We start from the raw sequence: 16,980 nt of genomic DNA, 5'->3' as shown, positions 1-16,980 counted from the left end.
CAGGCACAATCACCAACAGTTAGCGAACGGCTCACACGCTTCGGCAGGGACCGTACAGTCCTTGCCGAAACGTTTGTCTTTGTATTACGGCTGTTTAAAAACCTCTTCTTCCAGTATTTCCGGCGGCGGCTCAAGGCTGATCTCCGGATCGCTGGAGAGCAATTTTAAATGCTCGTAACGGCGCAAACCTGTACCAGCCGGTATCAGCTTGCCGATGATGACGTTTTCTTTCAAGCCCGCCATGCCGTCCTGCTTGCCGTATACCGCGGCTTTGGTCAGCACCGATGTCGTTTCCTGGAAAGACGCGGCGGAGATGTAGCTGTCCGTATTCAGCGAAGCCTTGGTCAAACCCAGCAGCACATGGTCGCCAACCGGCGGAGCTTTGCCATCTTCTTTGAGTCTCTTGATCGTGTCCTCATAGTCAAACACGTCCACGAAATCATCCACCAGATACGGGCTGTCGCCGATCTCGCGGATGCGCACTTTTTTGGTCATCTGGCGCACGATCACTTCGATGTGTTTATCGTTGGTCGAAACACCCTGCTGCAAATAAATGCCCAGTTCTTCGTTGACCAGGAACAACTGCGCCGCTTTTTTGCCCAAAATCGTGATGACATTGTGTGGATCGATCGGGCCTTTGGTCAGCTGTTCGCCCATCTTGACCTGTTTGCCGGTGTAGAGGTCGTTCAGCTTGCTGCCCAGCGGTATCTCGTAAATTTTTTTCTGGCTCTTATTGCGCACCAAAATCTTGTGGCGGCCGTTCTCCTCCGAGATGGCGTCGATCTGGCCGTCGATCTCCGAGAGCGCCGCGGCTTTTTGCGGGTGTCTGGCCTCGAACACTTCTTCCACGCGCGGCAGACCGGCCGTGATGTCACCGGCGTCCTGCACTTCCACGTTTTCGATGGCGATGACCTGATCGTACTGCACGGCTTGATCTTCAGGCACACACAGCTGCGCGCCGGATTTGATCGGATACACACCGCCCGGCTCCAGCAGGATCGTCAGCGTGCCGTTCTCGTTCTCGGTGATGCCCGTAACGAAACCGGAGCTTTCCGCGCGCACACCCGGCGCCAATTCCTCATCATTGTCAACCAAGTCCAGCTTCTTGACCAGCAGCTCTTTATCGGCGTCGACAATGTACAGCTTACGCAAAGACTGGTCAGAATTATGAATAAACAGGGAGCCGTTGCGGTTGGCCACCGAGATCATTTCCGAACCGCCGGAAGCGTATTCTTTTTTGACCGGTTTTTCCACAAAGCCGTGATACGAAATCTTGCCTTCGTTGATCGCAAAAATATACTTCACGCTCTTGTCTCGCTTGGCCAGCAGCTCGCCTTTTTTTACTTTTTGGCCGTCCTTGACACTCAGCTCGGAGCCAGTCAGCAGACGCAGCACGCTTTTATTGCCTTTGGGCGGCTTGATGTGCACCAGCAGCGGATGCACTAAAATATCCACATCTTTGCCGTCGCGTAAAATCGAAGTCTGGCGCACCTGATCTTTGGCCTTTTGCGGACTGTCCGGATCATGAAAATAAATCGTGCCGTCAAGCGGCGCGACAATTTCTTCCATGTCTCCGCCGCCCAGCACCGCGCCGCCAGTATGGAAAGTACGCATTGTCAGCTGGGTGCCCGGCTCGCCGATAGACTGCGCCGCGATAACGCCCACCGCCTCGCCGACATTGATCAGCTTGCGGGTCGACAGATCGTAGCCGTAGCACTTGCGGCAAATCCCACCGCGGGTAGTGCAGGTCAGCGGTGAACGGACTTTGACCGACAGGAATCTGGCCGCTTCGATTTTTTTAGCGGCCTGATCGTCAACAACCTCGCCTTTTTTAATCAAAATTTCTTTTTCGTTGTCCGGATTGTGCAGGGTTTCCGCGGCTACGCGTCCGAATAATCTTTTGCGCAGCGAGATCAGCTCCTGACCGTCCTCATCGTACAGCGGCTCCAGGGTGATGCTGTCAGTCGTGCCGCAGTCTTCCTCGGTGATGATCACGTCCTGCGCCACATCGACCAGCCGGCGGGTCAAGTAACCGGACTCGGCTGTATGCATCGCCGTATCCACCAAACCTTTGCGCGCGCCGTAAGACGAAATGAAGAATTCCGTCAAGCTCATGCCGTCATATAGATTGGAAGTGATCGGCACTTTTACCGGACGGCCTTTAGCGTCGGCCATCAGACCGCGCATCGCGGAGAGCTGGCGCACCTGATCGATGTTGCCGCGCGCGCCGGAATTGGCCATCATAAACACACTGTTGTATTCGCCCAGGTTTTTCTGCATCTTTTCCGTGACCACGCCGGTCGTGTTGCGCCAAATGTTATTGACTTTTTCCTCGGTCTCTTTTTTCACGCGCCCTAGCTCGCGGATCATCGCGCCGGCAATCTCGTCGTCTTCGGCTTTTTTCCAATCTCTGATCCGTTTCAGATTTTTGAGCGAACGCTCCACGACTTTGGCAATTTTGCTGCCGTTGTCTTTTTGCTCGGCCAAACTCTTGACCGCGCCGGCGTCGCTCTCCAAAGTCTTACCCAGAGCCTTCAGAGTTTCGCTGAATTCCTCAAACTGCAAAGCATTCAAAAGCCCCGGCAGGAGTTTCAGCGCGTCGACCGCTTTGCGCAGCTCTTGATATTTCTGCGGTTTTTGGTCGGCAATATAATTGTAGATGCGCGTCCAGATTTCGCTGTCAATGATTTTTTGCAGATTTTCCAGAGCTTCACTTAACTCAGTCTGCGCGGTCTGCAATTCTTTGGGTTTGAGCAACCTATCCACCTGCTGGCTGAATTCAAACTGCTCGCCAGACTCGCCGTGTTCGACATAGCCCCACAGCTCCGGCATGATCTTGAATTTCACCAGGATTTCTTTTAAGCTCTCCAGCACATTTTTAGCTTTTTTCGTGGTGTCTTCCAAACCCTCTTCTTTGACGACTCCCTTGAGATAACTGTCGAGGAAATACTTGTCGCCTTTTTGCTCTTTGCCCAGCAGCACATCGACAATATCCACGGCCTCGATCAGAGCCAGCGGCAAAGCGACCTTGCCGCGCAGAGTTTCCGTGCCTCCGATTTTCAGTTTGGCGCGGTCAGCCAATAATTCATTGCGAGATTTCCAGGCCTCCAGCCGCTCCAGCACGGTCAGCCACGCGCCGCGCATTTGTCCCAGACATTTGCCGATCTCTTCCTCGTCTTCCGCCTGACCAAGTTCGTCCAAAATTTTATCTAACTGCAATTTACCGTCGGGATTTTCCGCCAGCAGGTCGCTGAGCAGGCCGCGCGGTATGTCGAGTTTCGCTTCGGCTTCGTTTTTGCCTTCCAAAGCGGCCAGCGGCCCGTTGAGGTCTTCCATCGGCTTGCGCAGGCTGTCCACCGCGGTTTTGGGCTTATTCAACACGGACAACGCGTCATTGGAAATGACCATGTGCTCGATGTAATTATCCAAATTATTCAGCCACTGCAAAGCGCCAAAGGCCGTAACCACCGTGCGCGCTTCTTTATCGGTCTTCAAGAATTCCAAACAATTGCGCAGTTCGTACAAATTGGTCTTAATATTTTCGGCCTCGTCAGTGTTTTCCATGCCGGCCAGCAGCGCCAGCGGCGATTGTAGCAGGTTTTCCAGCACGTGCAGAGAGACCAGCACATTGAAATATCTCTGCTGGCCACGCAGGACGATTAGCGGTATCTGCAGGCGCTCACGGTGCCGCGTGTCGGATTTGCGCTCATGATTTGGCTCGACGGATTTCAGCTCAGCCAGACCCTTGACCAGTTCGTTTAAGCCGTTCAAGATCTTCAAGGCTTTCCGGTTTTTCTCCCCGGCGCTGCCAGATTCTTTTTGTACGTCTCGCTCCAAACGCGCCAGCAGCCGGTCGAGCAGTTTTTCCGCCGATTTCTTATTGACCACGTTGGCTTCCGGCGTCGAATCAATAAACTGCCGCAAATATTTTTTCGTGTCGTTCAAGGTTTTTTGTAGCAAGTCCGAAACATCCCGCGCGTCCAGACGGTACACTTCCTGAAATTCGCGCAGGTCTAGATTTTCGACTGCGGTAAAATCTTCCAGCTTGTCCAGCGCGCCGCTCAAAGAATTGATCTTCGGCGTCACGATCTTAATAATTTTCTCGCTGACCGGATCGTAAACTCCCGTGATTTTTTTCAGCGCGGCCTTGATCTCGCGGATCGCGTTTTGGGTCAGGCTTTTTTTCGGCTGATCGTTTTTGGACAGCTCGACATTTTTGGCATAATGTTTCTGCAATTCCTCCAGCAGAGATTTCAGCTCGCTGATCTTCAACTCGCTGACCGCTTCTTTGACGGATTTGGCATTAAAATTATCCTGCTTGCTGTTGTCCGCTTTGATCTCCGCCAACTCCTCGATCTTATTTTGGCCTTTGTCATTTTTCACGCATTTTTTGACGCTTTCCAGATTGCGGGAAAGGTTTTCCAGCAGGCCTTTGAGCGCTTTGACGTAAGTGCTGTCTTTCGGCTTGGCCTTGCCTTTTTCCGCTTCGGGAATATTCAGCAAATCGCTCTCCGCAAAATCCGCCGCTTCTTTGGTCTTGAGCGCCTCGCGGAAAATACTCTCCAGCACAGTCTTGTAACCGCCCAGAGGTTTCAGCAGCATATTGTCCAGATATTCTTTGTGGTCTTTGAAATAATAATAGTCGTCTTTTTTCTTGCGCAGAAAATCCAGCGAGATGCGCGACACATATCTTTCCACGCGGTCTTTGACGGATCTTTCCTGCGCTCCGCCCAGCACGGAGATCAGCAGTTCGCGCCGCGAACGCAGCTCACGCAAAATCGTTTTCACGGCAAAATGCGCGTCCAGAGCGTTCAGCGGCTCTTCCAGTTTGGCCAGCGGGACATTGAAGTCATTAAGTTTTTTGCGCGCCAGACCGGCTTCTGCCTCGATGCGCTCTTCTTCTTTGCCGGCATTGATGTTGAAAGCGGCTACCTGCTTGCGGCTGTTGCCAATGTCGCGGGCTTTGTTCAGGCCCAGCGCCACAAATTCCGGCGGGCTGGCCGATACGCCGGACTTGGTCGCGTAATGGAAACCGATATTTTTCAGCTGATCGCAGAGCTCGGCTGTGACCTGCGCGCCGGAAATATCGTAGTATTCGGAGATCAGGCTGCGGATCTTGCCTTTATCCATGCGGTAATTGAGATAACTGGCTTTGGGCTTATTGAAATGCTCCAGCACTTTGCTGATCGCGTCATTGAAAACCAAGCGACCGATCGTCGTGCGGATCCATTTGTCCTCGTCCTTGACAAGCTGCTCTTTGTCCTCGGCTTCGTTTTTCTTTAAGCTGATCACATCCTCAAAATTGAGCAGCAAATTGTTGCGGGAAATCCGGATCGGCTGCTGAATTCTGATCATATGCAGATTGTAAGCTTTCATCGCCTCGTTGATATTCGCAAAAGGCCGCGCTTTTTCCTCCAGACGGCTCTTGGCCAGATATAGGAATTGCCCGGCCTTTTCGTCGAATGTTTTGACTTCTTTGTCAGCCGCGCGCTCCATAGTCATCCAGTACAGGCCGATAACCATGTCCTGCGTCGGCGTGATGATCGGACTGCCGTTGGACGCGGAGAGAATATTGTTGTCCGCGCGCAGCAAAATGCGGCACTCCGCCTGCGCTTCGGTGGACAGCGGCACGTGCACGGCCATCTGGTCGCCGTCGAAGTCCGCGTTGAAAGCCGTGCAGACCAGCGGGTGGATCTGGATCGCTTTGCCCTCGACCAGCACCGGCTCAAAAGCCTGAATGCCCAGACGGTGCAGCGTCGGCGCGCGGTTGAGCATCACGGGGTGGCCTTTAATGACTTTTTCCAGAGCGTTGTAGACCACCACGTCTTTGTTTTCGATCTTGCGTTTGGCGTCCTTGATATTGTGCGCTTCACCGCTGTCCACCAGCTCATGAATAATGAACGGCTTGAACAGCTCGATCGCCATTTCTTTGGGCAGTCCGCACTGATGCAGTTTGAGCGAAGGGCCGACCACGATCACCGAGCGGCCGGAATAATCCACGCGCTTGCCAAGCAGATTTTGCCGGAAACGCCCCTGCTTGCCTTCGATAATATTGGAAATCGAACGCAGCGGCCGGCCGTTGGTGCCGGTGGCTTCGCGGCCGTGTTTGCCATTGTCAAACAGCACGTCGACGGCCTCCTGCAGCATGCGTTTTTCGTTACGCACGATCATATTCGGCGCGCCGATATCCAGCAGTCTTTTCAAACGATTGTTCCGGTTTAAAACACGACGGTACAGATCATTGAGGTCTGAAGCCGCAAAACGGCCGCCTTCCAGCTGCACCATCGGCCGCAGATCCGGCGGCATGACCGGAACACAGTCCATGACCATCCAGGACGGCTTGTTGCCGGAAGACAAAAATGCTTCCACCACGCGGATGCGTTTGGTCAACTTGAGATAAGTCTGGCCTTTGGAGGCGGCCAGCTCGCGGCGCAGACTACCCAGCAGTTTGTCCAGATCCATATCGTCCAGCACATCCTTGACAGCCTTGGCGCCCATGTCGGCCTGAAATTTCTGGCCGTATTTTTGCTTGTAATAATTGTACTCGGCTTCCTGCAGTAGCTGCGTGACTTTCAGATCCTTGATCGACTCGTGCACTTTGGTAACCATGTAGGATTCGTAATAGACGACGCGCTCCAGATTTTTGTACGGCATATCCAGCATGAGGCCGATATGCGACGGCACGCCTTTCAAAAACCAAATATGCGCGACAGGCGCGGCCAGCTCGATATGCCCCATGCGTTCGCGCCGCACTTTAGAGTTCGTGATCTCCACGCCGCAACGTTCGCAGGTAATGCCGCGGTAACGTACCCGCCGGTATTTGCCGCAGGTACATTCCCAGTCTTTGACCGGCCCGAAAATCCGCTCGCAAAACAAGCCGTGGCGCTCCGGCTTGAAGGTGCGGTAATTGATCGTCTCCGGTTTTTTGACCTCACCGTGCGACCAAAATCTGATCTGTTCCGGCGAAGCGATGCCCAGCTTAATGCTCTTGAAATCTTTCGGGTCACGAACTAACATTGATGCCTCCTTAAAATTTGCAAAACCTAAAAAACGTCCGCCTTATTTCCGGTCGATCTCCCGTCCGTCGGCGGTCAGGACTTTCATGTCCAGCCCCAGCGAACGGATCTCACGCACCAGCACGTGAAATGAAGCCGGCGTGCCGGGCGGCGGCAGATTTTTACCTTTGATAATCGCTTCGTAAACTTTGGCGCGGCCGGACACGTCGTCAGACTTGACCGTCAGCAGTTCCTGCAGTGTGTACGCGGCGCCGTAAGCCTCCAACGCCCAGACTTCCATTTCACCGAAACGCTGCCCGCCCATCTGCGCTTTACCGCCCAGCGGCTGCTGCGTCACCAGCGAATACGGGCCGGTAGCGCGCGCGTGCATTTTTTCCTCCACGAGATGGATCAGCTTGAGCATGTACATATATCCGCACATGACCGGCTTGGCGTAAGGCTCGCCGGTGCGGCCGTCACGCAGGGTCACTTCGCCGCTCTCGCTGAGCCACTCAAAACCCGGCGCTTTTTGCGCTTCACGCAGTTTTTCCTCGATCGCCCGCACTGACGCGCCTTTTTCCGGGTTTTCTGTCTCGTTTATCGCTTCGTCAAATTGCTGTGCCTCTATATACTCGCCCAGCGCGTGCGCGGCGTTGCCCAAAACCGTCTCATAAATCTGGCCAACATTCATACGCGAAGGCACGCCCAGAGGATTGAGCACGATATCCACCGGTTTGCCGTCCGGCAAAAACGGCATGTCTTCCGCCGGCAAAATGCGCGAGATCACGCCTTTATTGCCGTGGCGGCCGGACATTTTGTCGCCGACCATGACCTTGCGCAGCTGCGCCACGTAGACCCGCACAATAGTTTTCACACCGGGTGGCATATCATCTTTGTTGTTCTCATCGAACACGCGGACATCGACAACTTTGCCGCCTTCACCAGAAGATACACGCAGGGACGAATCTTTCATATCGCGGGCTTTGTCGCCGAAAATCGCGCGCAGCAATTTTTCCTCCGGCGGCTGCTCCTGCTCGCCCTTGGGTGTGACTTTGCCGACCAAAATATCACCGGCGGTCACCGTCGAGCCCAAGCGAATAATGCCACGTTCGTCCAGATTGCGCAGGAATTCCTCGCTGACATTGGGGATCTCGGGCGTCAGCTCCTCCGCGCCGACTTTAGTCGTGCGCACTTCCAATTCGTAACGGTTGATGTGGATCGTTGTAAAAATATCGTCTTTGACCATACGGTCAGACACCAAAATCGCGTCCTCAAAATTGTAGCCGTCAAAAGGCAGGAAAGCCACCAGCACGTTTTTGCCAATGGCCAGCTCGCCGTCCTTGAAACAAGTGCCTTCGACCAGCGGATCGCCGGCTTTGATTTTTTGACCGGCCGTTACGATCGGCTTTTGATTGCGGCAGGTATTTTGATTCGTGCGCAGGTATTTGATCAACTCGTGTTTTTTCTCATAAGCTCTTTTGCCGTCCGCCGGAGAATATTTGACCACAATTTTATTGGCGTCGACTTCGGTCACTTCGCCGTCGGTCTCCGCAAAAAGCGCCGTGGAAATATTTTTGCCAATGTGTTTCTCCATGCCCGTGCCGACAAAAGCGCGGTCTGGGTAGATCAGCGGCGTGGCTTGACGCATCATGTTTGAACCCATCAGCGCGCGGTTGGCGTCGTCATGCTCCAAAAACGGCACCAGACAGGCGCTCACGCCAAAGAGCTGCTTGGGCGAAACGCCGACATAATTGACTTCCGCAGTTCCGAACATATCGAACTCGCCTTTTTTGCGCGCCGGCACAATGTCGCCTTTTAGTTTATTGTCCGGCGTTACACTGACATCGTAAGGAGCGATGATCGACTCTTCTTCTTTTTCGGCGGTCAGATACACCGGCGGATTATTCCGGCCGTTTTTGACCTCGCCGTTGGCCACTTCAAAATACGGCGTCACAATGAAGCCGTGTTTATTGACGTCCGCAAAAGTCGCCAGCGGCGAGATCAACCCGGAAGTCGGACCTTCGGGTGTCTCCACCGGACAGATCCGGCCGTAATGCGATGGCTGAATATCACGCACTTCAAAACCAGCGCGTTCTTTGTTGACACCGCCGGGACCCATGGCCGAGAGGCGGCGTTTGTGCGCCAGCTCCGCCAGCGGATTGATCTGGTCCATGAACTGCGACAGCTGCGAAGAGCCAAAAAATTCCTTCATCACCGCGATCAGCGGACGGATATTGATGAGCGCCTGCGGCATGAAGTCCTCATTGCCTTTGAGCATCATCTGGTCTTTGATCAATCTTTCCAGACGGGTCAAGCCGACCTTGAATTGCCTCTGTAGCAACTCGCCGACCGCGCGCACGCGGCGGTTGGACAGGTGGTCGATGTCGTCCACCGAAGCTGAAACGTCGGCGGTAGAAAGTTTAATAAGATACCGCGCCACCGCCGCCACGTCTTCGTTGGTCAGGTAATGCACATCCTCGTTGTGCGTTTCGGCAAAACCCAGCTTGGTATTGATCTTGTAGCGGCCGATCTCGCCCAGATCATAACGGTCAGGGTTGAAAAACAGATTTTCCAAAAACTGTCTGGCGCCGTCCTCCGTAATATGGTCGCCCGGACGCAGTTTGCGGTACAGCTCGATCAGCGCCTCATTCGGCGTCAAAATAGGGCCGATTTTTTTATTCTTAACAGTTTTGTCCAGATACTCGCCGCCGTTGAGCACCCGTTTGACCCTGGTCAGGTCTTCCGGATCCGGCTCGTTGCTCAAAGCCTGGCGCATCTCGTCCTCATTGTAGCCGCGCGCCGCCAGAAACAAAGACAGGCCGACTTTTTTCATTTTATTGATGTAAACCCAGATCACGCCATTGGTGTCGATCTCCATCTCCAGCCACGCGCCACGGTTGGGAATGATCTTGGCTTTGAAAGATTTTTCATTCTTTTTGGAATTTACTTTTTCCTCAAAATACACGCCGGACGACCGCACAAACTGCGAAATGACCACGCGCTCGTCGCCGTTGAAAATAAATGTGCCCTGTTTGGTCATGCGCGGTATCTCGCCCATGTAAATCGTCTGCTGCTTGATCTCGCCGGTGATCGTATCCACCAGCCGCACCGGCACACGCAGCGACAGCGCGTAAGTATGCTCCTCGCGCAGGCAGTCGATCTCCGAATATTTCGGCTCTTCGATTTCTGGTTTGGTGTAGGCGTTTTTGTCCTCGTCAAAATACAAAAACGAAAGCTCGTAACGGCCGTTGAATCCCACGATCGGGCTGATGGCCTTTAATTCATCCTCAATGCCCTCGTGCAAAAACTTGTCGTAAGATTTCAACTGCAAAGACGTGAGCTTCGGCACGTCCAATTTTTCTTCAGGAATATCCGCGTTTAACTTTACTCTCGGTTTAATTTTTGCGACCACTCTGGCGCCTCCTCAGATAGACTAAAACACAACTACCCGGGTCTTTGTCCAACAAAAACCCGGGAATCCTTAAATGTCCAAAACTTTACTTGATCTCAACTTTAGCGCCTTCTTTTTCCAGCTTTTCCTTAATAGACTTCGCTTCGTCAGCTGACACGTCTTCCTTGACCGGTTTTGGAGCGCCGTCCACTAAATCCTTGGCCTCTTTCAAACCCAGTCCGGTGATCTCGCGCAGCGCCTTTAGCACCTGGATTTTTTTGTCTCCGGCGCTGGCCAGAATGACGCTGACAGTAGAAGCAGCGGCCCCGGCGTCTCCGCCAGCGGCGGCTACAGGAGCAACGGCTACAGCCACGGGAGCGGCCGCGGTCACGCCAAATTTATCTTCCAAGGCTTTGACCAGACCGTTCAGCTCCAGCACAGAAAGTTTTTCCACTTTATCAATAATCTCTTGAGCAACTGCAGTAACTTCTGCCATTATAATTCACCTCCTCATACAAGGTAAAACCGTATATTACGGTCTTACACATTAGCGTTATTTTTTTTCCGCCACAGCATTCAAACCATAGACTAATTTGCGGATCGGCCCCTGCAGCACATTGACCAGACCGCTGATCGGCGATTGCAGCACATACACCAGCTTGGCCAGCAGCTCTTCGCGCCCCGGCAAAGCGGCCAATTCCTTGACCTGCGCCGCGTCGATACTCTGCTTCTGGAACACGCCGCCTTTGACCGTCACAGACTCGTGGTCTTTGCAAAAAGTCATCAAAGCTTTGGCTGGCGCCACCGGTTCTTTGGCAAAAATATACGCCGTCGGACCGGTCAACTGTTTTTCGTCAACCGGAATATTTAAATTTTTAAACGCGATAGAAGCCAAAGTGTTTTTGTAAACGCAGTAATCCGCTTTGGCTCCGCGCAGGCTGCGGCGCAGCTCACGGTCATCAGCCACGGTCAATTTGCTGTATTGAGAAAACATGACCAGTTCGGAATCCGCAATTTTTTGCTTGATCTCCTCGACAGCGATTTTTTTGCTTTCCCTAACCATTGCTACTCCTCCGCAGGTCTTATGTCCCAATGGACTGCCGGCTTCTTTGGATCAATTCACACCCATTATGCCGCACTCGCCAGCACCTTGACGCCCGGCTTTACAGTCCGGGCTTCTCTCGCACCCATTACGCCGCACTCGCCAGCACTTTGACGCCCGGCCCCATAGTCGGCGCCAAATAAATACCCTTAACATAAACGCCTTTGACTGTCGACGGCTTGGCTTTTAAGATCGCTTCGTAAAGCGCCTCATAATTGGATTTCAGCTTGTCCGCCTCAAAAGATTTTTTGCCAATGATCGTATGGATCACACCGGCTTTGTCCGTTTTGTATTCTACTTTGCCGGCTTTTTGCTCGCCGATCGCTTTGGCCACATCCTGCACCACAGTGCCAGCTTTGGGCGTCGGCATCAAACCCTTGCGTCCCAGCACTTTGCCGAGTTTGGAAACCCTGGGCATCATGTCGGGTGTCGCCAGCAGGACATCAAAATTCGTAAAACCACCGTTGATTTTTTCGACCAAATCGTCCGCGCCAACAAAATCCGCGCCAGATTTCTCCGCGATCTTGAGATTATCGCCGTTGGTGATCACCGCCACCGTCACTTTTTTGCCGAGTCCCGCCGGCATAGCCACCGCGCCGCGCACCATTTGTTCGCCCTTTTTGGGGTCAATGCCCAGCACAAAAGTCGCCTCTATTGTTTCATCAAATTTAGCCGCGCCCAGATCGCGGACTTTAGCCAGCGCCTCATTCAGCGGTAGCACAGTCTTGCCCTGCAAGGACTCCAGTTTGTTTTTATATTTCTTGCCGTGTTTTGTCATTTTTTCTCCTAGTCAATAACGTCTACGCCCATCGAGCGGCAGGTGCCAGCGATAACTTTGACCGCGGCTTCCTCATCATAACAATTCAGGCCTTCCATTTTTTGTTTGGCAATTTCCCGCAGCTTGGCGCGGGTAATTTTGCCGACCTTGTTTTTGTTGGGCACGGCTGAACCTTTGGGAATATTCAAAGCCTTGCAGACCAGCGCCGCGGCTGGCGGCGATTTGAGTTTGAAAGTAAAAGTACGGTCACTGTAAACAAAAATATCCACCGGTATGACCGAGCCAGCCTTATCTTTGGTCTGGTCATTGTAGGCCTTGCAAAAATCCATAATATTGAGGCCGTGCTGACCAAGAGCCGGGCCGACCGGCGGAGCCGGATTGGCCTTGCCAGCCTCGATCTGTAGCTTAACAACTGTGACCAGCTGCTTGGGGCCACCTGCCGCTGATTTTCCGCCTTTGCCTTTTTCGCCCATTATTTTCTCCTACAATCTATCTGTACTTTATCTATAGCTATCTATAACGTTTTATACGTTTTTCTCGATCTGGTCAAAATCTAATTCCACCGAAGTAGAACGGCCAAAAATCGAGATCATCACCTTGACCGCGCCTTTTTCCGGCAGGACTTCTTTTATCTCACCAGCATAGCCGCGGAACGGCCCAGAGATCACCTTCACGTTTTCGCCAACCTCAAAATCAATTTCCAGCTTCGGTTTCACAGCCACTTCGCCGGCTTGATTGAGTATGCGCAGCACATCTTTATCCGGCAGCGGCTCCGGCACGCCCGCGCCGACAAATTTAGACACGCCGTTGACCGTGCGCAGGTGATACCAGGCTTCGTCGTCCTTTTCCATGCTGACGAAAACATAACCCGGGAACATCATTTTACGCCGCTCATAACGCTTACCGTTTTTGACTTCGATAACGTCTTCTTCCGGCACCAGCACTTTAAAAATGCGGTCCTGCAGATTGAAGTCGCTGATCTTTTGTTCTATCGCCGAGCAGACTTTTTGCTCAAAGCCCGTGAACACTTGCAACACATACCAATCGCCTTTCGCGGCGCGCAGCTCTTCCTCTGCCGGAACAGCGGACACGTCCTGCGTCGTTTCCGTTGTTTCCAAATTGGTCTCTGCCATATTATTATTGCTTTCTAATCCGCTCATGTTTTCCCTAAATTATTTAAAAAACACCGCGCCCAAAATCAAATCTAGCACAAAAGTAAAAAAAGTCAGCAGCGCCACGATCAAAAACACGGCCACGGTCATTTGCGCCACGCGGCCGCCCGCCGGCCAATCCACTTTTTTCATTTCTGTTTTTAAGTCCGCAAAAAACGCCATTTAACCAACCTGTTTTCTAGTCAATTTTTTATCATTTCGCATCGGCACCCCTGCATATGTGGCAGGCGAGGCAGGGATCGAACCCGCAACCTACGGTTTTGGAGACCGCCACTCTACCAATTGAGCTACTCGCCTACTAACAAACCGGAAACGAATTCTACTTCGTTTCCTTATGTGGAGTATGCTTCTTATCCCATTTACAATACTTTTTCAACGTCAACCGCTCGGGGTTGTTGCGCTTCTCTTTCGTCGTCACATAATTGCGCCGCTTGCAAACCTCACACTCGAGCGTAATAATCTCTCGCATTTTAACCTGCTTTCATACAAAAAGGGGGTATATTTAACTATAGCCCGTAAAATATGTCAACAAGCGCGCCCGTAGATTTATTCCCACAAATTATTCAGCGGGACAGCTTTAAGGTCTTTGCCAAAAGGCAGCGCTTGTTTTCCGGCGTATAACACTATGCCGTAAAATTTTTTCCGGCTGATGCGGTCGCGGAACCATTTTAGATGTTTAAAATCGGTAGCGCTGATACCGGAACCAGCCTTGACCTCTATGCCGAAAATTTCCCGCTTGGTGTCAATAATAAAATCAATTTCGCGTTTTCTGTTGTCCCGATAATGATACAAACCGGCTTCCCCGACCAGATCGATCTGGGCGATCAGCTGGTTATAAACAAAGGTCTCTATCAATTTTCCGGCTTTATCCCCGGAAAACTCCACCTCCGCCAAATTCCATCTTAACACCGCGCTCATTAAACCGGTGTCGGCTACAAATATTTTGTCCTGCCGCCCCACTCGGTCATAGCCGGTATTCAGCCACGGCGCAACCCTGTCCAGCAAATAAATATTTTCCAGCACATTTATGTACTCGTCCAGTGTTTGTCTAGCCACAGCGAAACTCGAACCAATGCTCGCTTTATCCATGTATTTTGCCGAATACTCGCAGATCACCGCAAACAGTTTTCGCAAGACATCTTGACGTCGAATATTAGCAATGTCCTGCAAATCTTTTTCAATCAACGCCTCGACATAATTGCGGTGCCATCTTCCGCGTGAGGTCGCTTTTTTAGTTAGAGCCTCCGGAAATCCACCGGCCAAAGCGATCTCCAATATTTTCTTTTTCGTGAAAGCTTTATTCTCCACAAAATCTCTAGTCCGCAATCTTTTCAAAAACATAGGCGCGTTGCCCAAAATCTCACCGTAAGCAAACGGCCTCAATCTGATCTTTTCCACCCGCCCGGCCAACGATTCTTTTACGGTAGGCAGCGTCTGAATATTGGCAGAGCCGGTGATCAGATACTGACCGTAGCGCCGGTTTACATCCACCGCTTGTTTAATTGCCAGCAATAGTTCAGGAACTCTCTGTACTTCATCAATAATCATTGTTTTTTGGTTATGCCTGATAAACTCTTGAGGGTCCTCTTGAGCCGCTTTCAAAGCAAAAATATCATCCAGCGTCCTGTAGGCAAAGCCCTGTTTGGCCAAATAACCAGCCAGGGTTGTTTTCCCGCACTGCCTGGCTCCGGCCAAAAAAGTAACCCGCATTGTTTTCAGCGATTCCGCTATTCTAGCCGCCTGCCATCTTGCTTTGACCATGTTGACAGCATATCAGCTATACGGCTAAATGTAAAGTAGCTATGCGGCTAAATGTAAAGTAATTATCAAGGCACCTGGCAATAAAATAACTCATGTGACATTCGTCCATAATTTACAACACTCCAACCCTGGCTTTGATCTGTTCAGCGGTGTCTAATCTGCCCCTGGACTTTTCGGCAAGCATAAACAAACCTTTGCCCTTGGTGTATTTCTCCCAGAGTTCGCCGATGTTCTGTTTCTCTTTTGGCTATGGCTTCATCCACCGCCCGCTCCCAGCCGAGATGTTCGCGCAGCTCGATGGGTAGTTTTATCATTTCTTCTGCTTTTCCGTGGCGTGCACATTGTATTTTGCTGGTAGTTTTTTAATTGCGTTGTTTAACGCTCCAGTAAATCCACGATCAAGGTTTCAAGTATTTTTATATCACCGTTAATTGTCCCCCGCATATAACGTTCATATACATCAACATTATCTGGCGGATTTAAGTTCAGAGAAAACCCTTTTTCCAACGCCAGAGCGCGCAAAAACTCCCGCTGGGTGCGTCCATTTCCCTCTCGAAAAGGATGGAGAAAATTTACAGCGTCCAAGATCTCCGCAAGTTTATGGGAGATTTTGAGCAGGTCATTACCGGCAATATTTTTGTATTCGGCAAGCAAGTTGTCTATATAAGCAAAGGCGCTGGCAAAACGTGCCAAAGGAAAAAACTGTCTACCGCCTTTGCTGATCTCTACAGTACGTTTTTGGCCTGCCCAGGCATAAATATCCTGAAACAAATGCTTGTGAATAGCCAGCAACGCGGAAGAATCTTTTATTGTACAAAAGTAATTTTACCTGCCAAATAATCGCGGATAATTTCTATTCCTTTCGGCGTCGGTTCAAAGCCCTCAAACATATTTGATCCCAAAGCGTTAGCGGCGCTATTTAACATATCCAGGTCAGGGAAGACGACGCCCATAATAGCGCATTTTGTGTAATCAATGGTCAATGGTTTATACATGGCAACCTCTTTTTATTTATTATAACAAAAACCTTTGTGCGCCACCGCGGCGGGTAGTACCGGAGCCGAGAAAACTATCGAGGACTAAATCGCCGGGATCGGTTGCTGCTTGTAATATTCGTTCTAATAATTTTTCTGGTTTAGGAGTGTCAAAAGCCTTGTTTCCTAAGGGTTTTTTTATTTCATTTGTTGCTTCAGCATTGTTTCCATACTCTAACCAAATACTTCTGGTCTTAATATTTTTCTTATCAACCTCATCAAAATAAATAACTTCATAAGGTTTCCATTGTCCTTTTCTTTTTTCCCAGAATATATGTTGGTTATCAAGAGTTTCTGGCTTTTTTCTCCAGCGTCCGTCTTTTCCATCTGGAGCCTCAGGATAAAAATCATTTCCGTCAGGGTCTTTTATGGAATAATATAATGTTGGTCTGTCTTTACGATAGGCGGATGAACCCCATTTCTCAAGTTTCATTATCTTTGCTGCTTTGTTATTATTGAATTGCTATTTTTACTGCGCAGCTCTTGATTTTCTTTTTCTTGTAGCGCTTCAGACATAAATAATATTTTACACCATTTATCAAACAACGCCTATAAAGGCAGCCTATCTTCCCAATCTAATTTAATTTCGCTTTGTTTAATTCATAATACTTTTTGGTTCTAAAGTGGGTTATATAAAAAATATTTTGCACTTGCTCCGTCAAGGCCGGTGCAGAGTTCGCTACGCTCAGCCTTGACCTCGCGGACACGCAAAACGCTATAAATTCCTCGAATCTGTTAAAATTAAAA

The 16,980-nt window shown here is 51.0% G+C and carries 12 protein-coding genes, 1 tRNA gene and 2 pseudogenes; all 15 read right to left on the bottom strand.

All coding sequences use genetic code 11. The features are described from left to right. Positions 1 to 84: 84 nt before the first annotated feature. Positions 85 to 2,832 carry a hypothetical protein gene (locus LBJ25_02260; GenBank protein ID MDR1452783.1) on the bottom strand — a complete coding sequence of 916 codons (2,748 nt, stop codon included), beginning with the start codon at positions 2,830 to 2,832 and terminating at the stop codon, positions 85 to 87. A gap of 2,169 nt (positions 2,833 to 5,001) precedes the next feature. Further along, positions 5,002 to 7,017, bottom strand: a pseudogene (locus LBJ25_02255) (DNA-directed RNA polymerase subunit beta'). Between the two features lie 42 nt (positions 7,018 to 7,059). Further along, positions 7,060 to 10,407, bottom strand: a complete 3,348-nt coding sequence (locus LBJ25_02250) for a DNA-directed RNA polymerase subunit beta (GenBank protein ID MDR1452782.1) — start codon at positions 10,405 to 10,407, stop codon at positions 7,060 to 7,062. Between the two features lie 85 nt (positions 10,408 to 10,492). Further along, complete coding sequence (gene rplL / locus LBJ25_02245) at positions 10,493 to 10,882, bottom strand: 50S ribosomal protein L7/L12 (GenBank protein ID MDR1452781.1); 390 nt, start codon at positions 10,880 to 10,882, stop codon at positions 10,493 to 10,495. Positions 10,883 to 10,939: 57 nt separating this feature from the next. Continuing rightward, entirely contained in the window at positions 10,940 to 11,449 is a 510-nt protein-coding gene (rplJ, locus tag LBJ25_02240) for a 50S ribosomal protein L10 (GenBank protein ID MDR1452780.1), read from the bottom strand. Between the two features lie 127 nt (positions 11,450 to 11,576). Next, positions 11,577 to 12,266, bottom strand: coding sequence for a 50S ribosomal protein L1 (gene rplA / locus LBJ25_02235; GenBank protein ID MDR1452779.1), 690 nt, complete (start codon positions 12,264 to 12,266; stop codon positions 11,577 to 11,579). Positions 12,267 to 12,274: 8 nt separating this feature from the next. Beyond that, positions 12,275 to 12,739, bottom strand: a complete 465-nt coding sequence (gene rplK / locus LBJ25_02230) for a 50S ribosomal protein L11 (protein MDR1452778.1) — start codon at positions 12,737 to 12,739, stop codon at positions 12,275 to 12,277. Between the two features lie 51 nt (positions 12,740 to 12,790). After that, entirely contained in the window at positions 12,791 to 13,399 is a 609-nt protein-coding gene (gene nusG / locus LBJ25_02225) for a transcription termination/antitermination protein NusG (protein MDR1452777.1), read from the bottom strand. A 39-nt stretch (positions 13,400 to 13,438) separates the two neighbouring features. Continuing rightward, a complete protein-coding gene (gene secE, locus LBJ25_02220; protein MDR1452776.1) occupies positions 13,439 to 13,600 on the bottom strand; it encodes a preprotein translocase subunit SecE in 162 nt (53 codons plus the stop codon). Positions 13,601 to 13,659: 59 nt separating this feature from the next. Beyond that, a tRNA-Trp gene (locus LBJ25_02215) sits at positions 13,660 to 13,735 on the bottom strand. 22 nt (positions 13,736 to 13,757) lie between these two features. Continuing rightward, positions 13,758 to 13,907 carry a 50S ribosomal protein L33 gene (rpmG, locus tag LBJ25_02210; GenBank protein ID MDR1452775.1) on the bottom strand — a complete coding sequence of 50 codons (150 nt, stop codon included), beginning with the start codon at positions 13,905 to 13,907 and terminating at the stop codon, positions 13,758 to 13,760. Between the two features lie 77 nt (positions 13,908 to 13,984). Then, positions 13,985 to 15,199, bottom strand: coding sequence for an ATP-binding protein (locus tag LBJ25_02205; GenBank protein MDR1452774.1), 1,215 nt, complete (start codon positions 15,197 to 15,199; stop codon positions 13,985 to 13,987). Between the two features lie 375 nt (positions 15,200 to 15,574). Beyond that, positions 15,575 to 15,991 carry a Fic family protein gene (locus tag LBJ25_02200; GenBank protein ID MDR1452773.1) on the bottom strand — a complete coding sequence of 139 codons (417 nt, stop codon included), beginning with the start codon at positions 15,989 to 15,991 and terminating at the stop codon, positions 15,575 to 15,577. Between the two features lie 14 nt (positions 15,992 to 16,005). Beyond that, positions 16,006 to 16,194: an antitoxin VbhA family protein gene (locus tag LBJ25_02195; GenBank protein MDR1452772.1), complete on the bottom strand. Its 189-nt coding sequence runs from the start codon at positions 16,192 to 16,194 to the stop codon at positions 16,006 to 16,008. A gap of 52 nt (positions 16,195 to 16,246) precedes the next feature. Further along, positions 16,247 to 16,687 (bottom strand): annotated as a pseudogene (locus LBJ25_02190) (site-specific DNA-methyltransferase). Positions 16,688 to 16,980 lie beyond the last annotated feature (293 nt).

Source organism: Candidatus Margulisiibacteriota bacterium (assembly GCA_031268855.1).
Taxonomy (GTDB): Bacteria; Margulisbacteria; Termititenacia; order Termititenacales; family Termititenacaceae; genus Termititenax.
This window is presented reverse-complemented; position numbering and strand designations above follow the sequence as displayed.

Coding starts and splice junctions, on each gene's coding strand:
- LBJ25_02260 (MDR1452783.1), bottom strand. CDS start 2,832: ATGCCGGAGCTGTGGGGCTATGTCGAACACGGCGAGTCTGGCGAGCAG.
- rplL (MDR1452781.1), bottom strand. CDS start 10,882: ATGGCAGAAGTTACTGCAGTTGCTCAAGAGATTATTGATAAAGTGGAA.
- rplJ (MDR1452780.1), bottom strand. CDS start 11,449: ATGGTTAGGGAAAGCAAAAAAATCGCTGTCGAGGAGATCAAGCAAAAA.
- rplA (MDR1452779.1), bottom strand. CDS start 12,266: ATGACAAAACACGGCAAGAAATATAAAAACAAACTGGAGTCCTTGCAG.
- rplK (MDR1452778.1), bottom strand. CDS start 12,739: ATGGGCGAAAAAGGCAAAGGCGGAAAATCAGCGGCAGGTGGCCCCAAG.
- nusG (MDR1452777.1), bottom strand. CDS start 13,399: ATGGCAGAGACCAATTTGGAAACAACGGAAACGACGCAGGACGTGTCC.
- secE (MDR1452776.1), bottom strand. CDS start 13,600: ATGGCGTTTTTTGCGGACTTAAAAACAGAAATGAAAAAAGTGGATTGG.
- rpmG (MDR1452775.1), bottom strand. CDS start 13,907: ATGCGAGAGATTATTACGCTCGAGTGTGAGGTTTGCAAGCGGCGCAAT.
- LBJ25_02205 (MDR1452774.1), bottom strand. CDS start 15,199: ATGGTCAAAGCAAGATGGCAGGCGGCTAGAATAGCGGAATCGCTGAAA.
- LBJ25_02195 (MDR1452772.1), bottom strand. CDS start 16,194: ATGTATAAACCATTGACCATTGATTACACAAAATGCGCTATTATGGGC.